Annotated in this window: 20 protein-coding genes; 14 read left to right on the forward strand and 6 right to left on the reverse strand. The window is 34.2% G+C overall.

The genetic code is table 11. From position 1 onward, the window contains the following. The 11 genes from ABD745_RS03330 to ABD745_RS03380 all read left to right on the forward strand — a co-directional run bounded on the left by ABD745_RS03330 (position 1) and on the right by ABD745_RS03380 (position 11840). Positions 1–3681 carry a DUF6443 domain-containing protein gene (locus ABD745_RS03330; protein WP_344825152.1) on the forward strand — a complete coding sequence of 1227 codons (3681 nt, stop codon included), beginning with the start codon at positions 1–3 and terminating at the stop codon, positions 3679–3681. A gap of 298 nt (positions 3682–3979) precedes the next feature. After that, the gene (locus tag ABD745_RS03335; RefSeq protein WP_344825155.1) at positions 3980–4357 is read left to right on the forward strand and encodes an RHS repeat-associated core domain-containing protein; all 378 of its coding nucleotides are present in this window, start codon (positions 3980–3982) and stop codon (positions 4355–4357) included. Positions 4358–4383: 26 nt separating this feature from the next. Next, positions 4384–4797 (forward strand): hypothetical protein, encoded by a 414-nt coding sequence (locus ABD745_RS03340; protein ID WP_344825158.1) that lies wholly within the window; start codon positions 4384–4386, stop codon positions 4795–4797. A gap of 2 nt (positions 4798–4799) precedes the next feature. Beyond that, positions 4800–5288 carry a hypothetical protein gene (locus ABD745_RS03345; RefSeq protein WP_344825161.1) on the forward strand — a complete coding sequence of 163 codons (489 nt, stop codon included), beginning with the start codon at positions 4800–4802 and terminating at the stop codon, positions 5286–5288. A 222-nt stretch (positions 5289–5510) separates the two neighbouring features. Continuing rightward, positions 5511–6059, forward strand: a complete 549-nt coding sequence (locus ABD745_RS03350; RefSeq protein WP_344825164.1) for a hypothetical protein — start codon at positions 5511–5513, stop codon at positions 6057–6059. Between the two features lie 320 nt (positions 6060–6379). After that, positions 6380–7198 carry a hypothetical protein gene (locus ABD745_RS03355; protein ID WP_344825167.1) on the forward strand — a complete coding sequence of 273 codons (819 nt, stop codon included), beginning with the start codon at positions 6380–6382 and terminating at the stop codon, positions 7196–7198. Positions 7199–7358: 160 nt separating this feature from the next. Continuing rightward, positions 7359–7757: a hypothetical protein gene (locus ABD745_RS03360; protein WP_344825170.1), complete on the forward strand. Its 399-nt coding sequence runs from the start codon at positions 7359–7361 to the stop codon at positions 7755–7757. A 10-nt stretch (positions 7758–7767) separates the two neighbouring features. After that, positions 7768–8499: a curli-like amyloid fiber formation chaperone CsgH gene (csgH, locus tag ABD745_RS03365; RefSeq protein WP_344825173.1), complete on the forward strand. Its 732-nt coding sequence runs from the start codon at positions 7768–7770 to the stop codon at positions 8497–8499. An 11-nt stretch (positions 8500–8510) separates the two neighbouring features. Further along, entirely contained in the window at positions 8511–8921 is a 411-nt protein-coding gene (locus tag ABD745_RS03370) for a curli production assembly/transport component CsgF (RefSeq protein ID WP_344825176.1), read from the forward strand. A 30-nt stretch (positions 8922–8951) separates the two neighbouring features. Continuing rightward, positions 8952–10316 carry a CsgG/HfaB family protein gene (locus ABD745_RS03375; RefSeq protein WP_344825179.1) on the forward strand — a complete coding sequence of 455 codons (1365 nt, stop codon included), beginning with the start codon at positions 8952–8954 and terminating at the stop codon, positions 10314–10316. Between the two features lie 12 nt (positions 10317–10328). Continuing rightward, complete coding sequence (locus tag ABD745_RS03380; RefSeq protein ID WP_344825182.1) at positions 10329–11840, forward strand: carboxypeptidase-like regulatory domain-containing protein; 1512 nt, start codon at positions 10329–10331, stop codon at positions 11838–11840. Positions 11841–12028: 188 nt separating this feature from the next. Here ABD745_RS03380 and ABD745_RS03385 read toward each other — a convergent pair whose 3' ends face one another. The 6 genes from ABD745_RS03385 to ABD745_RS03410 all read right to left on the reverse strand — a co-directional run bounded on the left by ABD745_RS03385 (position 12029) and on the right by ABD745_RS03410 (position 18117). After that, positions 12029–12679, reverse strand: coding sequence for a response regulator transcription factor (locus ABD745_RS03385; RefSeq protein ID WP_344825187.1), 651 nt, complete (start codon positions 12677–12679; stop codon positions 12029–12031). A 225-nt stretch (positions 12680–12904) separates the two neighbouring features. After that, complete coding sequence (locus tag ABD745_RS03390) at positions 12905–13375, reverse strand: OsmC family protein (RefSeq protein ID WP_344825190.1); 471 nt, start codon at positions 13373–13375, stop codon at positions 12905–12907. 224 nt (positions 13376–13599) lie between these two features. Next, positions 13600–15024 carry a T9SS type A sorting domain-containing protein gene (locus tag ABD745_RS03395; protein ID WP_344825192.1) on the reverse strand — a complete coding sequence of 475 codons (1425 nt, stop codon included), beginning with the start codon at positions 15022–15024 and terminating at the stop codon, positions 13600–13602. A 68-nt stretch (positions 15025–15092) separates the two neighbouring features. Further along, positions 15093–16652 carry an Rne/Rng family ribonuclease gene (locus ABD745_RS03400; RefSeq protein WP_344825195.1) on the reverse strand — a complete coding sequence of 520 codons (1560 nt, stop codon included), beginning with the start codon at positions 16650–16652 and terminating at the stop codon, positions 15093–15095. 363 nt (positions 16653–17015) lie between these two features. Then, positions 17016–17306 carry an HU family DNA-binding protein gene (locus ABD745_RS03405; RefSeq protein ID WP_027388329.1) on the reverse strand — a complete coding sequence of 97 codons (291 nt, stop codon included), beginning with the start codon at positions 17304–17306 and terminating at the stop codon, positions 17016–17018. Between the two features lie 139 nt (positions 17307–17445). After that, complete coding sequence (locus ABD745_RS03410; protein ID WP_344825199.1) at positions 17446–18117, reverse strand: LuxR C-terminal-related transcriptional regulator; 672 nt, start codon at positions 18115–18117, stop codon at positions 17446–17448. 175 nt (positions 18118–18292) lie between these two features. On the opposite strand from ABD745_RS03410, the gene tssO (ABD745_RS03415) reads away from it, so the two are divergent. The 3 genes from tssO (ABD745_RS03415) (at position 18293) to ABD745_RS03425 (ending at position 20343) form a co-directional block, all read left to right on the forward strand. After that, positions 18293–18829, forward strand: a complete 537-nt coding sequence (gene tssO / locus ABD745_RS03415; RefSeq protein WP_344825203.1) for a type VI secretion system TssO — start codon at positions 18293–18295, stop codon at positions 18827–18829. 11 nt (positions 18830–18840) lie between these two features. Further along, entirely contained in the window at positions 18841–19368 is a 528-nt protein-coding gene (gene tssO, locus ABD745_RS03420) for a type VI secretion system TssO (RefSeq protein WP_047401694.1), read from the forward strand. Between the two features lie 66 nt (positions 19369–19434). Continuing rightward, positions 19435–20343 carry a PKD domain-containing protein gene (locus ABD745_RS03425; protein WP_344825208.1) on the forward strand — a complete coding sequence of 303 codons (909 nt, stop codon included), beginning with the start codon at positions 19435–19437 and terminating at the stop codon, positions 20341–20343. Positions 20344–20365: the final 22 nt, after the last annotated feature.

Genomic DNA, 20365 nt, shown 5'->3' on the forward strand with positions numbered 1-20365 from the left:
ATGAAAAAAATAATCATCCCCATTAGTACATTGTTTGTGTCTGGGCTCTCCTTTGCACAGACAACAACTACAGAAAACTATATCCAAAGCAGAACTTATTTAGAGCCTGTTACTGCGAGCAGCTCTACAGCCAAACAAATAGAAACCGTTCAGTATTTTGATGGTTTGGGCAGACCCAAACAGGCAGTGAACGTAAAGGCTTCCCCGACGGGAAAAGATGTTGTAACCCACATAGAATACGACGGTTTCGGAAGACAGGTAAAAGATTATCTTCCCGTTCCACAACAGGGAACGCAAAACGGAGCTATCTATACTACTCCTTTGAGCAATGCAACACAGCCCTCACTGTACGGAGCAGAGAAAATCTATTCAGAAAAGATACTGGAAAACTCTCCACTAGACAGAGTCTTGCAACAGAAGCAGGTTGGTAATGACTGGAATAATAAACCTGTCCAGTTTGGATATGATGCCAATACCACTGCCGATGCCGTTAAAAAATATACTACGGTTACTACTTGGGTAAATGGTGCTACAAGTTCTGTTCTCAGCCAGTCTACTAATTATGGGACTGCGCAATTATATAAAAATACGGTAACCGATGAAGACGGCAATGCAACCATAGAATTCAAAAATGGAGAAGGACAGGTATTATTGGTAAGAAAAGTAATCAGTGCTACAGAAAATGCAGACACTTATTATGTGTATAATGAATACAATCAGCTTGCCTTTGTTATTTCACCAAAGGCGGCTGTTGCTTCAGATCCCAATACAGTACTTAATGATCTTTGTTATCAATACAAGTATGACGGTAGAAATCGATTAGTAGAAAAGAAGCTTCCCGGCAAAGGCTGGGAATATATGGTGTATGACAAGGCAGATCGTTTAGTCGCCACTCAGGATGCTAATCTGAGAGCTAACAATCAATGGCTGTATACCAAATATGACCAATTTGGAAGAATCGTTATGACGGGATTAAGCATTGGTTACGGAAACACACGGCTCTTTGAACAGAATAATGCAGATACCACAGGAAACAGTAGTGTGAGAAGAAATCTCTATGTTTCCTTTATCGTACAAGGTATAGAAGGATATTATGAGAATTATGACCAGACCTATCCCAATTCATCGCGCTGGGTAAAATTACTCTCCGTAAATTATTACGACACTTATCCTCCAGAAACTCCAGCTATTCCGACACAGATTTTAGGTCAGGATGTTTTATCTCAGGATGCACAAAATTCTGCAATAAGCACGAAAAGTTTTCCTGTCTCTTCTTATGTAAAAAACATTGAAGATGACAACTGGACGAAGAATTATACCTGGTACGACACAAAAGGAAGAGCAATCGGAACCCACTCCATCAATCATCTGGGAGGATATACCAAAACAGAAACTTTATTAGATTTTGCGGGAGTTACTCAAAAAACCAATACCTATCACCTCAGAAAACAGAGTGAGACCGGTGTATTTATAACAGAAAGGTTTGTTTATGACAGTCAGAACAGATTGCTGCAACATTATCATCAGGTAGATGACAAACCCGAAGTTCTTTTGGCAGACAATACTTATAATGAACTCTCTCAGCTTAGTAATAAAAAAGTGGGAAATAATCTGCAAAGTATAGACTACACCTACAATATCCGTGGCTGGCTTACTGATGTCAATAAAGACCAGATGTCTGTTCCTGATCTTGGTGGAAAATTATTTTCTTATAAAATTAAGTATAACCAAAAAGACGGAATCGATAATCCTGACCCGGCTCAGTTTCCCGGTAAAAATGTCTCGGCAAAATACAATGGGAACATTGCCGAGGTCGACTGGAGAAGTGTAGAAAATATTGGGAACAATCCATCTCTTACACCCAAAAGATATGGTTATGCCTACGATAAACTGAACAGATTAACAGCAGGATATTATCAGAATCCTCAAAATCCTAATAGTAAAGAAAATACGGAATCGTTAGATTATGACCTAAACGGAAATATTACCAACCTGTACAGGACTTCTGTAACAGAATATGGAAATACAACTCCAACTTTAATTGATAATCTGGGATATGTTTATGCATCAGGAGGTAATAGTAATAAGCTTACCAATATCAACGACTCTGCTTACAATGCTACAGGCTATGAAGGAGGAGGACAAACTATTGATTATGACCTGAACGGCAATATGACCTCCATCCCCGACAAAGCCATGAACATACAGTATAATTACCTGAACCTGCCTTCTGTAGTGAATATGCTGGTTGATTTTCCGTTTGATATGGAATATCTTTACAGGGCTGATGGAGTAAAGCTTAAGAAAAAAAACACCAGTACGGTTACAGGATATAACACGGTGACAATTACAACAAACGACTCCGATTATCTGGACGGGTTCCAGTACAACAAAAGCACGTCTGTAACCAACGGCGGCGGTGGCGTACCTGTAGATCCTCCTGCAGAAGCCATGATGCTGGCTCCACAGGTAAGAGCGATGGAAATGCAGGCTTTCAACCCTGATGAAGTAGTGAATTTCGGACCTGTGGGTACGCTCGACATCGTGAAAACACCCGACCTTCAGTTTTTCCCTACCGCAGAAGGATTTTATGATTATGTAAAAAATCAGTACATTTACCAGTATAAAGATCATTTGGGAAATGCCAGGGTGAGTTTCGGGCGAAACAGCGCAGGAGCTCTTGAGGTTGTGGATAGCAATGATTATTATCCTTTCGGGATGAATCACCTGAAGAGTGGAAATTCTTTCTTTGGAGCGGGTTCGTATAAGAATTACAAGTACAACGGCAAGGAACTCCAAGAGACGGGAATGTATGATTATGGTGCGAGGATGTATATGAGTGATATTGGACGTTGGGGTGTTGTAGATCCGCTAGCGGAGAAATACAGAAGATGGTCACCGTATAACTACACAGTTAATGATCCGATTAATCATATCGATCCGGATGGAATGGATATTGTAGAAACTGCTTCAGGAACAACTTATACAGGATCTGATGCTCAATCTGCTTTTTTGTCATTAAAAAATTCAATGTCTCCCACCAAAGAATATCCTGATGATTACAAAGGAAAATTAGGAAAAGGCGACTGGAGAAAATCTGACAGAGAAAATAATACAAGCGTATGGCAAAATGCCAATGAATATAATATTAAGCAAGCTAATGGAAGTAATGAATATGCCGATTTAGATCAAAGGGCAGATTTTTATAGATGGTTTCAGTCTGCAACTGATAAAAAAGGGTTTCAAACGAGATGGTCAGGTGCAGCTGCTACAACTGTTGATAATTTAAAGAATTTGATTAGTAGATATGATAATTTATTTGGTATTGATATTTCTAACACAGAAATTAGAAATTTTGTTAGAGGTGGAAATAAATTAATATTGAATCATATTTGGAGTAGTTTACAAGATTTATATAGTGGACCTATTTTAAAAGGTCAAGCAGCTGTAAATTGGGATGGTCAAAATTTAGTTAATGAGCAACATTTAATTCAGGCAGAGTATAATAAGCTTAGTCCGGAATCGGTCAAAATATTAAATAGTAATTTAAGTTGGTTTACTTCTTTTCAAGGAAGCGTTTTGAACATAAATCATAGATGGATGTATGGAATGAGTTCAATGGGATATACTGTAAAATGGGAAAAAGGATCTAAAGTTAATACAAATGTTAAAACTCGATAAGAAAACAAACAGCATCATATCGGTAATTTTATTATTAATATTTACTCTTGTATATTATTTTTTTGTAAAAAGTCAAAATCATAATATTTTTTACTTTCTATTGACTTATGAAATAATACTGATATTATTTTATAGCTATAGCTATAAAAAATACAAAGTAATAATTTATATCATATTGGCGATATTACTTTTAATACATTTCATTACTGTTATTTATATTATTTTAAAAATAAAAGGAGCAGGAATTTTATCCTAAGAATAAGAAACCTCGATACCCTCATTTCGTACGAATACTTTCGTGCAGCAGATAAGAAAAATCTTGCATTTTGTGAGGTTACTTAATAGTAAGGAGTTGCAGGAGAGTGGAATGTATGATTATGGGGCGAGGATGTATATGAGTGATATTGGAAGATGGGATGTTGTTGACGAACTAAGCGAAAAATTTAGCAGTTATAGTAACTATGCTTATGTTATAAATGATCCTATTAATGGATTTGACCCTGATGGAAGAGATGTAATCTTTCTTGCTGATTCCAAAGCGGTTCCTGTTGGTGGTCATGGAGCAATTATTGTAGGAAATGAAAAGGATGGGTGGTATTATTATTCAATGAATGGAACCGGTGAAGGAAGTAGTCCATATGGTGATTCTAAAATCCAGATATTGGGACATTTTTAGGAACAGGATTAAGCCCCAAGCAAGCAATGATAAAAGTAAATACAATTAATCCTGCTCCAAGTGAAAAACGCCATTATGATAAATTTGTTACTGTCAAAACAACAAAAGAAGAGGATGTTAAGATAAAAGCAGCTGCTGCTAAGGCTGCAAGTGCAAAAAAATATAAAGTAATTGGGCAATCTTGTGCTTGTGTAATGTTGGATGCTCTTAATGAACTTAAAGATATAAGATCCAATAATGCCTGGTATGTTCCAAAATTTAGAGATCCAGCTCCCAATAATATTATGGATTATTTTAATAAAGAAAAAGTAGGAGGAATCAATCATTTAAATAGATTTTTTCTTCCTGCTGATAAGGAAATACAAACTCGAAAAGTAGGAAAGCTTGAAGTCGGTCCTCTTATTCCTGATGGGGTGGATAACAATAATAGAGCTCGGTAGTTATGAAAAAAGTAGTTTTTATTCTTACAGGCATTATTATACTTAGTGTATTTTTGTATTATGCATTTGGTGTTTTTTCTTCATCTGTTGGTTGGTATGGTTACCAAAAATGGAAATATAGGGGTGGTACTACAACAATTGGAGAATCAAAACAAAGAAAAGTTTTTGTAAAAGAATTGAATTATAAAATCGTTGATTCTGCTAATTTGAAAGGCTTCTATTTTAAACCTTATATTGAAAAAGGATTTAAATATGGTTATCATTCTATGGAAGATACAAGGATAGATAATTTTTCACACTATCCTTATAATTTAAGTTATGAGAGGAATATAAAGGATTCTATTGTGTTGAATATTTTTCCAGAGGATAAAAAAAAATTAGATAGCTCCGATGTAGTATGGGGATATTTAAGGCAGCCATACTTAAAAGATACTATTAGAATTGAAATAGAAGGAATGGGAAAGCAGAAAGGAATAATAAAAATATGGTAAATAACAAAGTATTACAAACTTGTACTTATTGGCCTCCCATGTTGATATGAGCTTCCTTGTTTGTGTCTTAGATAAATAACCACTGCAAACTGCAGTGGTTATTTATCATATGTATACTATCATACAGGGTTAAAAAATAATGAAATAAATTGAGGGTGTGTAAAATATAATTATAACGAAGCAATCTATAACAGGAAAGAAAAAATAATTTAATTTAGATCTATGAAAAAAATAATTTTAATCATCCTTATTTTCTTTTTTACATTTAATAAAAGTAATATTAGAAAACAAGATTTGCATAATATTATAAAGGGGTATATAGAATATGTTTCTAAAAAAAGGAAGGTTGACAATAATAAAGAAATATTAGCAGTAGTTGTTCATACTCAAATGAAAGAGGAAGAACAACAATATTCAGTTGATGTTGCCTTTTTTGAACCTGAATTTATGGAAAGAACTCAGTATAAAAATGTTTATATGTTTGAAGGATATAAACTTATATTACCCAATAATGAATGCAAAGCTATTGAGAAAATGTTTAAAAAAACCAAATATGAAAATTTCAATCAAAAGAAAACAATAATCAATTACGATTTTAAAAATTGGCATATTGTTTTAAACAAAAAAGATGAGATAACTTTTTTATCACCTGTTCCAATTTCAAGATGTATGAAATCAATTTTAAAGAATAAAAAATTAAAATTCTCGGATTCATACGAAGATGTTAAATTTTTATATCTCTCTCCTGATTGCTCACAACTTGCAAATTAACCCTCCAATTTCATAGTGGTTTTCTTTTCAATCCCTTAAAATAATTCTGCAAAATTTCAAAAACAATAACCCATTCAAAAATAGTATAATCCTCTGTCACATTTTATTGCTAAAGTCTTTATTTTCTATCTAAACTTACTTTTCCAACAATATCTTACCGTATTTTCCCCTAATCAAATCCAGTTATACCATAAAAACTGAAATTGGTGACAATTTTGAACTGTAATTAGTGATTTTAAAAATTTACATGTTTCTCGTGGTTCGCGCAATTGGTTTAGAATCTACCTTTGTCTCACTATTAACCAATTAATTTTTACAATATGAAAAACTTCATTACAGGTGTGTTTACACTAATGGCCATGAGTTTCACTTTTGCACAATGGAATATTGACGTGAGTACTCAAAACGGAAACATGAACGTTGCTACTGTTGACCAAACTGGTCTTCTCAACGTAAATCAATTAACACAAGATGGAAACAGAAACACAGCAGATATCGATCAGGTCGGTATCTTGAACACAAACGATGCTGAAAGTATCGGAAATAGAAACTCTATTGATGTAGACCAAATAGGTGTAGGTAACTCTAACGTTACAAGCCAAACCGGAAACAGAAACGTAGCTTCTACTTGGCAAGTTGGTTTTCTAAACTCTACTGAGCAAACTCAAATCGGAAGAAGAAACGAAGTATCTTCAATCCAATGGGGTAGCGGAAATACAGCTTATCAGTATCAACTTGGAAGAAGAAATGAAGCTTCATCTTTCCAGTGGGGTGATAATAACGTTGCTGCACAATATCAACTTGGAAGAAGAAATGAGGCTTCATCTATTCAGGTTGGAGATGCAAATCTCTTGATACAATATCAACAAGGAGATGACAACAGTGCAACTAATGTTCAGCTAGGTGACAACAATATTGCTGCAGCTATCCAAATAGGAGATGACAATATGGCTATGGGAACTCAGGTTGGTGATGCAAACCTTTTGGTTCAATTACAAATCGGAGATGGAAATATCGCTTTAGATTCTCAAACTGGTGACGGAAACATCGCTGTAATAAGTCAAAGCGGAGACAACCACATCCACTTAGGAACTCAAATGGGAAACAATAATTCTTTAATGGTTAATCAATCAAATTAGTACTTCTGTAATCTGAAGTATGGGAGAGGCTGAGGTCTCTCCCTTTTGCGTTTTTCTATTAAATTTTAAAGTAACGGAAAACCATGATATTTAATGATTACCGATTAGACGTGTTTTATGCAAGTCTCTATTCTGCTAACTTTAATAAAAAATTAATACCATGTTTAATTTGGGATGGAGTGTCTTTACACTTTTACTTTTCATGTCTGTAAAATCGCAGCAGATTGATTGGGACAAGATCAACAGCAATAATGCTCTCAGTATTATCGCCGTTCAGAATCCTGATCAGGGTGTTTCCTATTCCAATATCATTCAAATGGGTAATGGCAACAATGCCGGGCTTTCCGTTAATGCAAAAACAGATATCGCGGTGAAGCAATTGGGAGATTACAACTCGCTTTATTTTGTTAATTCTTTTATTAATACGGAAACTAAAACCGCAATTACTACCCAGGGAAATAACAATATTATTGATATTACAGGAAGTAACAGTATTTCTGACGGATTGCAGGTGAATGTAAAAGGAGACAATAAAACCATCTTCATGAGAAACTATTAAAAATCAAGTGATGAAAAACTTTTCTTTTTTGACTTTGTGTACTTTTTTTATCTTCCTGTCTGCTGCGGTTTACGGACAGGAAGATAGGAAAGTCACAGCAAAAATAGAAAGCACAACTCTGGAAAATCAAATCAAACTGAAAGCTGTTGTCACAAACAATACAACAATTTACAAAGAGCTTAATTATCTTTTAATTTCTATTAAAAAAGGCAGCAGCGGAAACCTCTCAAATAATCAGCAAAGCGGTAAATTTTCACTTAATCCTAATGAGGTAAAGGTTTTATCCGAGATTAATGTTAATCTTGAAAAAAAAGATGCTTTAAAAGCTTTTCTCTATATAAAAGATGAAGAAACCCAAAAATTAATCTCAAAAGACAGCCTTGAACTGAATAATGATTTGTTTAAAAAGAAAGTTGCCAAAGTAGAGGAAGATGTTTTTTTCGAATTAAAAGGCTTAACAATAGATGAAACAAAAAGCAAAGTAGGTAAAGATTTTTACGATCTGTTTTATATACAATACAGTCAGATTCCGGACAAAAGTAATTCTGCTATTACGGTTTCGGAACTTCCGGGCCGGGGAACAAACGGACAGATCAACATCGAAATTGATGATAAAGTGGTCTACAGTTTTATAACAAATCCCAGTGAAGATTATCTGAAGGAGCAGCTGGTTGCTGCTTTAAAATATATCAAAGACTTCAATATCAATAAAAACTTAATTAAAAATGAATTCATATACTAAAAACGCTAGCCATGAAAACTTTTATATTTATTTTCACCATTATTGCGGGAACTTTCTTCGGGAAATCCCAACAGCTCGTTTATAAGCCTGTCAATCCGGCTTTTGGTGGCGATACCTTCAATTATCAGTGGCTTTTGAGCTCTGCCAATGCTCAGAATCAGTTTGATGATAAGAAGGATTATAACAGTTTACTGGATAATTTAAATTCTCTCGATAGTTTTAGTCAAAGTCTCAACCGTCAGGTTTTGAGCGAATTGTCCAGAAAGTTGTTTGAAGATCAGTTCGGAGACGGAAGTATTCAGCCCGGAAATTATCTTTTCGGTACCCTGTATTTACAGATTACCACTACCGCTCAAGGACTGTTGATTAATATTTTGGATACCAGTACAGGCGATCAGTCTGAGATTATTATTCCAAAATAAAGAAATACCAAAAAACTAATTTTTTTAACCATGAGATCCAAAACCTACACCAGAATTTTTTTCTGTGCTGTTCTTCTGTGTATTTTCCAGGCCTGTAGTTCTTTATTCGGGTTGCCCTCCAATCCTGAAAGATCTACTCTGGGCGAAAACACAGTCTACACCACAGAATTGAAAAGTATGCCTTTACCCAAAGAAAAAATTGTAATCGGAGTTTACAAATTCAGGGATCAGACAGGGCAGTATAAACCATCGGAAAACGGAAACAACTGGAGTACAGCCGTTCCGCAGGGTACCACAACCATTTTGATCAAAGCTTTAGAAGACAGCAAATGGTTCATTCCCATCGAAAGAGAAAATATTGCCAATCTTTTAAACGAAAGACAAATTATCCGCTCCACAAGGCAGGAATATCTTAAAGATGCAGATAAGAACAGCCAAGCTTTACCACCGCTTTTATATGCAGGGATTTTGCTGGAAGGAGGGGTGATTTCTTATGATAGTAACATAATGACCGGCGGTTTGGGAGCCAGATATTTTGGGATCGGTGCTTCTACACAGTACCGACAGGATAGAATTACAATCTATCTTCGCGCTGTTTCCACTTTGAACGGTGAAATTCTTAAAACCGTTTATACCTCAAAAACAATTCTTTCTACAAGTGTTAACGGAAGTTTCTTCAGATATATTGATACTGAAAGACTTTTGGAAGCAGAAGTTGGTTTAACTCAAAACGAACCGGTACAGCTTGCCGTGACAGAAGCCATTGAAAAAGCTGTAAAATCTTTAATTGTTGAAGGGATTAAAGATAAAATCTGGGGAAAATCTGTAGATGATGCTACAAGTTATCAGACTGTAATTGACGAATACGACAGAGAACAGAAAGATAATACCAACAGAGCAATCGGGAATAAGTTTCCGGGTAATTACAGACAGAATTTTGCTGTTTTCGGAAATGTCGAAGCACAAAGAATCAAAGATGATTATGTAAATCCCAAAACAAATATCGGCGGAAAATTAGGCTTTAAATATTTTATAAGTCCGAGTTTGAACCTCGAGGTTAATTCGAGTGTTTTTACTTTGGAAAATCAGAATATCGTTAAACGTACTTTCTTCGGACCTGAAGTTAATCTTGAATTTCTTCTTTTCCCAAAATATAAATTCAGCCCGTATATCTACGGCGGGGCAGGAGCGATGTTTTCACAGATTAAACCTCAATATAAAGGGCAGTTTGGTGGCGGTTTCGAGTATATATTTGCCAAAAATGTGGGGCTTAGAGCTTCTTCTCAATATGATCTTGGTTTTAAAGACAAATGGGAAGGACTTATAAATGGTCAAAGAAAAGATCAGGCATTACGATTCGCGCTAGGTCTTAATTTTTACATTGGTAACAAATAAAAAACATGAACTATGAAAACTTTACTAAAAATTCTCAGCATAATTATCTTTTCTATGTTTTTGTTTTCCTGTAATGAAGAGCTTGTAGATCAGGCTCAGACGGGAAGCTTAAAAGGAAAAGTAGTAAAAAGAGGAACGAACCAGCCGATTGCCAATGTGAAAATTTTTACTTCACCGAGCACGCAGACAGTCTTTACAGGAGCTGATGGTTCTTTTGAGATCACAGGTATGCCAATCGGAAATTATTCTGTAAAAGCAGAACTCACAGGTTATGTCACCAATTATCAGGCTGTCAATATTCAAACCCAGAATCAGGCGGTGACTATGGTTTTTGAAATGGATGATGATGAATCGTTAAATTCCCCTCCGACTGCACCTTTATTATTAAGTCCGGTAGATAACGCTGTTAATCAGCCTTTAAGTGTAGAATTAACATGGAGTTCCACTGACCCCGACACAACGGATGTTTTAAAATATAATTTGACCGTAAAAAATAATGTAAACACAAATATCATTCAGATTAATGATCTTACGGCGACCCATTATACTTTATCAAATTTAAATTACGGAGTAAGTTATTTCTGGCAGGTTTCCGTTTCGGATGGAATTCATTCTCCGGTTCTCAGTGCGATCAGTAAATTTACCACGAATACTGTTCCTACGAACCGTTATCATTATGTTCAGAAGCAAAGCGGAAACCTCGTTATTATTTCCAGCGATGCCTCAGGGACTAATTTTCAGTTTACCAATCCTTCTTACAACAGTTGGCGTCCGAGAAAAAATAATAATTCCGGATTGATAGCTTTTTTAAGAACAGAAGGGGGAAGTAACCATATTTATACCGCAAATCCTGATGGTTCAAATCCTTTTAAGGTCACGACGGTTCCGGTTGCAGGATTTAGAAATGATGAACTCGATTTTTCATGGAGTACAAACGGACAGGAAATTCTTTATGCCAATTTTAATAAATTATACAGAATTAATAAAGACGGAAGCGGATTAAACTTAGTTTATACAACGCCCGACGGAAGCATGATCTCAGAATGTGACTGGAGTTATGATGGAAGTAAGATTGCTTTAAAAACAAATGATTTTAATGGCTATAATACAAAAATCTATGTCATAGACATGATGGGTAATGTTCTGAAAACGGTTCTCACCGGAGCTCTTGGAGCAAGTGGCGGACTGAATTTTTCCGTTGACGGGCAAATGTTGGTGTATTCACGTGATATGTCCGGTTATCAGGACGGTTCCGGAAATTACAGACAGCTTGATTCCCATATTTTTGTGTATAATTTAACAACAAATATGAACTATGATATTTCGTTGGAAAGCGAAAAAGTATTAGGAACGAATGATCTGGATCCGAGATTTTCTCCGAATAATGCACAGGTAATTTTCATGAATACTTCTAATGATAACATCTCCCAGCGGAATGTTATGGTTGTTGATCTGAACAGCTCGATGACGGATCTCACTAGAGCTGTTCTTTTCAATAACGCGGAAATGCCGGATTATGAGTAGTAGGATATTTTATCTGTAAAAATGGTCAATTGCATGGCAAGTGAATCGTGAATTTTATTATTGACGATTCACAATTGACCATAGATTTCAATTTTAAAAATCAGATTTTGATTTTTTCATGGTATATTAAAAGAAATTCCAAACCCGTAAGTTTGGAATTTTTTCAGCTAATTAAGGATGGTTATATATCAGTCTATGATATGATTTTCTAAGGCGTACTTTACGACTCCTACTGAGTTTTTTACATTTAGTTTTAAAAGAATTCTTTTTCTGTGTGTCTCTACCGTGTTGATGCTGATGAACAGTTTTTCTGAGATATCTTTGCTGCTGAGTCCGTCGCAGATAAGTCTCAGGATTTCCATTTCACGTCTCGTGAGCGGATCTTTGATATGGATTTTGCTGTGTTCCTGTTCGTGGCTGATGAAATTAATCATCCTGTCTTTAGCGTGATTACAAATGTAAACCTCATTAAGAAGTAAAGCCTGGATAGATTTTATAAATTCGTCGTAACTGCTGTTTTTGTCTAAGTAGCTTTTAATTCCTTTGTTGAATAGTTTTCGGATATCAATAATATCATAATCATTACCGATAATGATGATTTTTATTGATTTATTTTCTGAAGTAATATTTTCTATTGATTTGTAAAGATCCGTAAAGATCAACATGTTTGAACTTATCATAAGAAACTCCGGAGGATCATCTTTTAGAAGAATTTTAAGGGCTTCAGGGCAATTGCAAATATCAATTGTAGTAAAAATGCCACTCTGGTCGAGAAGTTTTGAAAGGCCTTCTGTATACAATAGAGGCTCATCAAAGATGGTTAATCTAGGTCTCATCATGGTTAGTTTTATTTATGTAAAAATATGAAAAAAAATTGAATTTTTGCATTAAATAATTAAAATAATAGCATTATTTATGTAAAAATAATTAAAATAATTTAAAATTTAATGATGATTTGATAAATAATTCCCTTTGAGTGGAGTTTTGATGAAAAAAAATGGAATTATTGCTTGAAAAAGTCAATATTTATCGGGGTTATAAATGTGTTGTCAGTTAAATGATATTTACTTAACTAACACTTTTGGGATATGTTTTACAATGAAGTTTACAGAATTTGCGATGAAACAAAATTCATTCGCTTTATGATGAAGTTCCGTTGCTTTTTCAATCATTGATATTTCTGAAACGGTAACGGTAGGATTTAATGTAACTTCAGTGAAATGACCACTTCCGGTTGATGTTTCTTCCATGATTCCGGTTGCATGATCAATATAATCTGTCACAATGATTCCTGCTTCCGAACAAAAATGCAAATACCACAACATATGGCAAGAAGAAAGTGAAGACAAAAACATTTCTTCCGGATTATATTTCGTTTTATCACCACGAAAAGCAGGATCAGAAGAACCTTCAATAACAGGTTTGTTTTCTACGGAAATTGTATGGCTTCTTTCGTAATCGCGATAATTACTGGTTCCGGTTCCTTTATTTCCCGTCCATTTGATGATGGTTTTGTAGTGATGTTCTTTGCTCATTTTATTTAATAATTAATTTTTCAGGTACTTGCTCAGTGAAGTTTTACCCGATTTGAAATCCTGAAATTGGGTTATGCAAAAAAGATCTTTTTTATGATATGCATGAAAAAGCCAACTGTTTGAATTTGTTTAATATTCATTTGTTAAATTTAGTCTTAATCGCACAAAAAATCTCCGTGTTTTTACGGAGATTTTCAATTTCAATATATTAGAATATTTTATTACTAATTTTTTATAATCTTTTTTGTTATAGATTTTCCATTTTCTAAAGTTATTTTTGCAATATAAATTCCTTTCAGAAGTTCAGAAACATTTGAATTATTTTCTTGTACGGTTTTTAGAAGCTTTCCGTCGATAGAATAAATCTCTATTTTGATTACTTTTTCTTTTGTGCTGAAAACTAAGTTTTGCTTAATAGGATTTTCAAATTCAATAGATGAGATATTCGTTTTTGTTTCATTTGATACAGATAATGTCAAATTATTTAACATGAATTTTAAAATCTTATTTACGCCTTTTGTAGTAATAATGCTGTTGTTATTAATGATCATTTCACCGATAAAATCTGGTGTTCCTGTCGTTTCAGAATAATGATTAAAGGTAGAATCAATAGCTCCGGTTGATGTAATTTTAGAAATAAAGAATGTTTCGCCCATCGAGCCGGTTAATCCTGAAATATAATAATTCCCATTTTTTTCGGTAATTATGGACGATAATGTCATAGGATTGAAAGGGAAAGAATTGTTATCAAACACAAAAGTATTATCGTGATCTCCGTTAGGTTTTATTCTAAAGATTTCATTATTAATATTCGAACATACAATATTGTTGTTGCTATCCATGAAAGCAGAATCAACACCTCCCGGATTTGATGTAAATGCTAACACACCATTATTTCCGAAACTGATAAAAGGTTGTCCGTTATTGTTATATTTTTCTAAAGCACCGTATGTATATGTGTTGGTATTGTTGTGATTACTGATAAAGCTAATAATGTTGGATTGGCTATCTAAGAATATAAAATTTCCAGGCGTGTTGAAAGATCCATTATTCCCGAAGGTTGTATCAACACTTCCGTTGCTGTTTAATCTGTAAATGCTTTTATAATGAATGTATGGTCCGGGATCCGATGTTGCTTGTCCATAAACTATTATTTTATCATTTTGAAGATAGAAACCATAGCCTACGCTGTTGAAATCTGTTCCGATGTTATCAATTTTTGCAATTCCATTTATTCCAAATGTTGTATCAGGTAGTCCGTTTGGAAGTAATCTCACAATTGCGGATCCATTAGTATAAAAACACATAACGAGAATTTTACCGTCTGTTTGTTTTTTTAGCTCACTTTGTACACCACTGAAATAATTATTAATTATAGTTTCTCCGTTATTTCCGAAAGATGTATCAACTGTTCCGTTGGCATTAAGTTTAGATACGACACATTCGGGGCTTCCTAATGAAGGATTGTCTTTTGCGTAAGTAAAATAAATGCTGTTGTCTGAATTTTGAACAATTCTGTTCCAATAATAATTATTAGAACCTGTAATAGTGTATTTCCCGTTTGAAGCAAAAGAATTGTCGTATGATAGAATTTGCGCAAAAGCAGTCTGTACTGCAAGAAGCAGTATAAGAAATAAATTTTTTGTCATTGTTGTTTTTTTATGAACAACAAAGATAAAAAAAACCTCTAGAAAAACTAGAGGTTTAAAATTTTGTATTAATTAGAATATCCAACCAATTCTTCTTTTTTAGAATTGTAGATTCTGTATTCTAAGTACTTAAAAGAATCTCTTGGGATGATGGTGACCCATTTTTTGTATTTCATAAACCATTTCATCTGGATACTTTTAATTCCTTTTGTAAGGTAAGCTTCCACGAAAGGATGTACATGCACGTAAAGTTTTCCTTTTTCTTTTTGCATAATACTTTTAATGGCATCTTCCATTCTTTCTACAATAACAATCGGAGCGATGATCTCACCATCCTTGTTAGGGTTTTCTTCTTTGGTATCGATCTGTTTTTCCGGGCGGTTTCTTTGTCTGGTAATTTGTATTAATCCAAACTTGCTCGGTGGAAGGATTTTGTGGCGCGCTTTATCACGGCTCATTTCTGCCTTCAGATGTTCGTACAGATCTCTTCTGTGTTCAGGATTGGTCATATCGATGAAGTCGATCACGATGATTCCACCCATATCACGGAGACGCAATTGTCTTGCGATCTCGGTTGCTGCCATTTTGTTCACATTGAGTGCGTGTTCTTTATTGACAGCATTTCCGGTTGTGATATTATTTCCGGAGTTTACGTCGACTACGTGTAGTGCTTCTGTATGTTCTATAACAAGATAGGCACCTTTTGAGCTTGGAATATTGACGTGTTTTCCAAAGCTTTGCTTGAGCTGTTTTTCAACATTGTAATATTCCAGAAGAGGAATATGAGAATTATAAAAGTGGACAATATTTTTTCTCTCCGGAGCAATAACTTCCAGATAGTTTTTCATTTCTTCAACCATTTGCTCGTCATCGCAAGTGATGCTCACAAAATCCTGATTGAAATTGTCTCTTAAAATAGCTGAAGCTTTATCATCTTCGCTTAAAACTCTAGACGGAACTTTATTTTTCTGTATATTTTTAAAAGTAGTTTCCCATTTCTGAATCAGCTGATTCATGTCATTGTGCAGGTCGGCTACTTTTTTACCTTCGGCTACGGTTCTTATAATGACTCCGAATCCTTCAGGTTTAATACTTTCGATCAATGTTCTCAGTCTTTCTTTTTCCTCATAGCTTTTCACTTTTTTGGAAATTGAAACTTTATTGTCGAAAGGTATTAACACCAAGAAACGTCCTGTTAAAGAAACCTGAGTAGAAATTCTGGGTCCTTTTGTAGAGATCGGCTCTTTAGTGATTTGTAATAAAACAAGATCATCTTTTACGATTACTTTGTCTACTGTTCCGTTTTTATCTATTTCGGGTTGTATTTCGAAATTTTTTAAGCTTGAATTGCTCTGTTTTTTGGAAATCGTATCTCTTAGAAACTTTCTGTATGTAAGATACTGTGGTCCCAAATCCTGATAATGAAGGAATGCATCCTTGTCATATCCAATGTTTACGAATGCGGCATTCAGGTTGGGGGCCAGTTTTTTTACTTTTCCGACGAACAGATCTCCAACTATAAAATCGCTTTTGTCCTCTTGCTCATGAAGTTCACATAGTCTTCCGTCTTCCAGCAGTACAATCTTTGTAAGATCGTCTTCATGCGAAACTATTAGTTCTTTCTTCATTTTGTTGTAAGATAAAATTGTTAAGATGGTAGGAAACTGATGTGTTTTTCATCAAATAAATTTCTCCTTAAGATAAGAATTACTATTGAATGAATAGCTTTTTTTTGATAAAAATATAAATTCTTCTTTTCCTTTAAACATCCTATAGTTGCAAAACAAAATATAGTCGGTGAGTTTTTAAAACTTAAAATCACCAACTATATTGTATATTATAAATCTCAAAAAAAGAGATTATTTTTTCTTATGTCTGTTTGCTCTTCTTCTTTTCTTTCTTTTGTGAGTTGCAACCTTGTGTCTTTTTCTTTTCTTTCCGCTTGGCATAATTATAATTTTTTAATAACTAGTTAATATTCAGTTAATGTCTTATTTTACTGTAACTTTCGTTTTTACTTTCTCCACAAAAGATTTTGATGGCTTGAAAGCAGGAATGTTATGAGCAGGGATTTCAATTGCAGTGTTCTTAGAAATGTTTCTTCCCGTTTTAGCTGCTCTTGTTTTAATGATAAAAGATCCAAAACCTCTTAGATAAACGTTATCTCCATTATACATAGAAGTCCTGATTTCTTGCATAAAAGCCTCTACAACTTTCTGTGTTTCATTCTTTTCGGTTCCCAACTTATTTGAGATGGTGTTTACCAATTCTGCCTTTGTCATTTCCTTTTTAAATTTTAAATTTTAGGTGTGCAAATTTAGTTAAAAAAATTGAATATTAGCAAATTAGTGATAAAATATTTTTCGATAAGAGGTTGAAAATTTAATGTTTACTTTATATTAAAATAATATTAACTCACCTTTACATGCTGGAATTGTAGTATCCGTTCTCCACACAGAAGCGGATGAGATGTAGTTTTGTCTTCAGTCCGAGCTTTTCTGTAAGGCGGTTGATGTAGGTGTCGATGGTTCTTGTACTGAGGTTCAGTTTTTCTCCTATTTCCTTGTTACTGAAGCCTTCATAGCAGAATTTCATCAATTGGATTTCCGTTGAAGAAAGCTCTTCCTGACTCTTTTTTTGCCTGTCCATATAATCCTGAACAGCTAAAGGCTGTTGCTCCCATTCTTTGGTATAAGCAGCATAATCAAAACTGTCTGAAGTTATTTTTCCCTTAATAACATCTTTAATGACATTGCTTTTTTTCTCACAATAAAATATATTCGGGATTTTCGAAAGAATTTCTGCCATATCTTCCTGATAAGTTCCGGAATAAGTAATTATAGGTGTTTCCGTATCGCTTTTTCGGATATATTTAATGGCCTCGAGACCGCTTAATACCGGCATGAAAAGTTCTACGATGAACACGTCTTCCTGTCTTCTGTAATTTCTGCTGATCAGCTCGTGGCCGTTGTTGCAGTCATTAAGAAGCATATAAAACGGGTTTTCTGTAAGCGTCTTGATCATTATTTTTTTAAAATAAAAATCACTGTCTGCTATAGAAAATCGCACAGTATTAGTTAGTATTTTACTCACTTTAATATCGATTTGGTGTAGGATAATTAAAATTCAGGTGACTAAATTAGGAAAATATAGTGAAAGTGAAAATTAATCTTAAATTAATTAAAAGTGTAGTATTTTTTTCTTAAAATTCTTAAATTTTGTGCATAAATTATTTTTTTATAATTTCACAGACCAAAATCACAAACATATGTCTTCGAACAGGGAGAAAAAATTGAACAAAACAGACGTTAGGGTAGGCATTTGGAAATTTGTTCTATCATTTATTGTTTTATCAGGTGTTTCTTTCATCTGTGTCTTTTTCTTTTTTAAAAGTTATGATATACAAAGAGAAGGAATCAAAAAACAAGCGGATGACTACCGCGAACTGCTTACCAGAAGCGATTTACTGAGAACTCATGTCGACAGTATCATGTATAGGATGGACCAGCTTGATATCAACAAGGTGGATAATGATATTTTCCTCAGGAATTATATCATGGATAATGTTCGGGATGCAAAAAATATCATGGGAAAAGACAGTGCAGATAATTTTAAGCATTATTCTATTTTAATGAAACAGATTGAGCCAATGCTGGCTTTAAAAAACCAGATTGTGCAGGTTTCTTACAAAGAACAGGCTGCTTTGAGGGATCTTAGCGAGTGTAGAGGAAAAGTAGGAATTGTAAATAGCGAATTACGCGTAGACCCTACAAGAAAATTCACAGGAAGCAGACGTAAAAGATAAAATCGAAAATTATGCAGGGACAAATCACACTATCAAAAAAAGAAAGGCATTATCAGTTTTTATATTTGATTTTAATGCTTTTAGCGGCGCTTATATTTTTAGGAATTATCTTTTTAAAAGGATTTGAATCGCCGTTTTCAGATGAAGACATGATTTCTGTTCAGAATCTTGAAGAGAAAGCGAAATTCGATCAGAAACAGAGATATTCTTATAAAACTTTAGACAGTACATTTTCAATGATTAATAAGCTGACAGATGAAGCTCCACAGCCTTTTGTGGAAAATAATATCATGTACGGAATCAATGATGTCGCCAATTATTTCCAAAACGGAGATAATATTTCTGATATCAGAAAAGATGCTTATCCACAAATCGCGAAATTTTACAAAATGTATTTCAACGACAAGAAAATTATTTCAAGCAAAACTGAGAATATTAAAAGTTTCGAAAAACAGTTTGAAGAATGCTCAATTGGTTTTAAAGAAAAGACAAGTCAGCTTTTCCAGCGCGAAACAGCTTTAAAATCCAGAACTCAGTAAAACTGAAAATTTTATACTAAGGAAAATTACACACAAAATAAAACACACATCACACAATCATTAACTATGAATTACTTTCAAAAAAACAAAAAGAACATTATTATTGGTGTTATTGCGACTTTGCTCATAGCTGCGCTAGTTGCATTGTGGTTGCAGAAGAAGGTGATACACTCTGCCGACGATATTGTAGGAGTTGTAAACCCGTCTTCCATTGCCGTAGGAGATACACTTTTGTTTGAGGACATGACCCAATTTGCAAAAACCAGAAGGTGGAACTTTGGAGACGGACAATCATCAGATAAAAGCAGAGGGATCCACTTTTACAATAGACCGGGATATTATCAGGTGACACTTATTATTGATAATAAATATTCCAAATCTTTCCCTGTAATGGTCTCTGCAAGAAGCCTTCCAAAACCGCAAGATTCAACAAAATCCAAAACTTTGATCGACGCACAGACTCAGGCAATGCAGTTTGAAAATGTGCAGTTCCGTGCGATTTCCGATGGAAAACAGTTCACATGGAAATTCGGGGAAACAGGAAATATCGATTCCAAAGACAAAATGGCAATTTATTCTTACAAAAAACCCGGAGATTACATTGTAACGCTTTATACAGACGAAAGTGAAGAGCCAATTTTGCACCAGATCAAAATTCTTCCTGCTTATGATGCTTTGGAAGATGAAGTAAGTGTAGAAGATTCTTATGCTAAAATTGATAACGATTTTAAATATCATCTTCAGCAGATCGCTAACGGAAACAGTTTCAATATGCACTACAATTATTTATTGAAAACATATTTGTGCAACAACGAAAATACAGTGGTAAAAGTAAGTGACAGCAAAGTCAATAATTTTTACATGTATTGCGCCGGTCTTCAGTTTGATAAAAATACGATCGTCCAGACTGTAAAAGTGAACTTCGATGACGCACAAAACTGTGTAACCAAAGTTGATATTAACCAAAGTAAATAATTTCTCGTTCAGAATTTTTTTG

It is taken from the genome of Chryseobacterium ginsenosidimutans (assembly GCF_039536845.1).
Lineage (GTDB): Bacteria > Bacteroidota > Bacteroidia > Flavobacteriales > Weeksellaceae > Chryseobacterium > Chryseobacterium ginsenosidimutans_B.

What these genes read in the sequence shown, in the direction of transcription:
- ABD745_RS03340 (WP_344825158.1), top strand. Translation starts at nt 4,384, where the DNA reads ATGATAAAAGTAAATACAATTAATCCTGCTCCAAGTGAAAAACGCCAT.
- ABD745_RS03360 (WP_344825170.1), top strand. Translation starts at nt 7,359, where the DNA reads ATGTTTAATTTGGGATGGAGTGTCTTTACACTTTTACTTTTCATGTCT.
- ABD745_RS03355 (WP_344825167.1), top strand. Translation starts at nt 6,380, where the DNA reads ATGAAAAACTTCATTACAGGTGTGTTTACACTAATGGCCATGAGTTTC.
- ABD745_RS03425 (WP_344825208.1), top strand. Translation starts at nt 19,435, where the DNA reads ATGAATTACTTTCAAAAAAACAAAAAGAACATTATTATTGGTGTTATT.
- ABD745_RS03405 (WP_027388329.1), bottom strand. Translation starts at nt 17,306, where the DNA reads ATGACAAAGGCAGAATTGGTAAACACCATCTCAAATAAGTTGGGAACC.
- ABD745_RS03375 (WP_344825179.1), top strand. Translation starts at nt 8,952, where the DNA reads ATGAGATCCAAAACCTACACCAGAATTTTTTTCTGTGCTGTTCTTCTG.
- ABD745_RS03350 (WP_344825164.1), top strand. Translation starts at nt 5,511, where the DNA reads ATGAAAAAAATAATTTTAATCATCCTTATTTTCTTTTTTACATTTAAT.
- ABD745_RS03400 (WP_344825195.1), bottom strand. Translation starts at nt 16,652, where the DNA reads ATGAAGAAAGAACTAATAGTTTCGCATGAAGACGATCTTACAAAGATT.
- csgH (WP_344825173.1), top strand. Translation starts at nt 7,768, where the DNA reads ATGAAAAACTTTTCTTTTTTGACTTTGTGTACTTTTTTTATCTTCCTG.
- ABD745_RS03380 (WP_344825182.1), top strand. Translation starts at nt 10,329, where the DNA reads ATGAAAACTTTACTAAAAATTCTCAGCATAATTATCTTTTCTATGTTT.
- ABD745_RS03395 (WP_344825192.1), bottom strand. Translation starts at nt 15,024, where the DNA reads ATGACAAAAAATTTATTTCTTATACTGCTTCTTGCAGTACAGACTGCT.
- tssO (WP_047401694.1), top strand. Translation starts at nt 18,841, where the DNA reads ATGCAGGGACAAATCACACTATCAAAAAAAGAAAGGCATTATCAGTTT.
- ABD745_RS03330 (WP_344825152.1), top strand. Translation starts at nt 1, where the DNA reads ATGAAAAAAATAATCATCCCCATTAGTACATTGTTTGTGTCTGGGCTC.
- tssO (WP_344825203.1), top strand. Translation starts at nt 18,293, where the DNA reads ATGTCTTCGAACAGGGAGAAAAAATTGAACAAAACAGACGTTAGGGTA.
- ABD745_RS03385 (WP_344825187.1), bottom strand. Translation starts at nt 12,679, where the DNA reads ATGATGAGACCTAGATTAACCATCTTTGATGAGCCTCTATTGTATACA.
- ABD745_RS03345 (WP_344825161.1), top strand. Translation starts at nt 4,800, where the DNA reads ATGAAAAAAGTAGTTTTTATTCTTACAGGCATTATTATACTTAGTGTA.
- ABD745_RS03370 (WP_344825176.1), top strand. Translation starts at nt 8,511, where the DNA reads ATGAAAACTTTTATATTTATTTTCACCATTATTGCGGGAACTTTCTTC.
- ABD745_RS03390 (WP_344825190.1), bottom strand. Translation starts at nt 13,375, where the DNA reads ATGAGCAAAGAACATCACTACAAAACCATCATCAAATGGACGGGAAAT.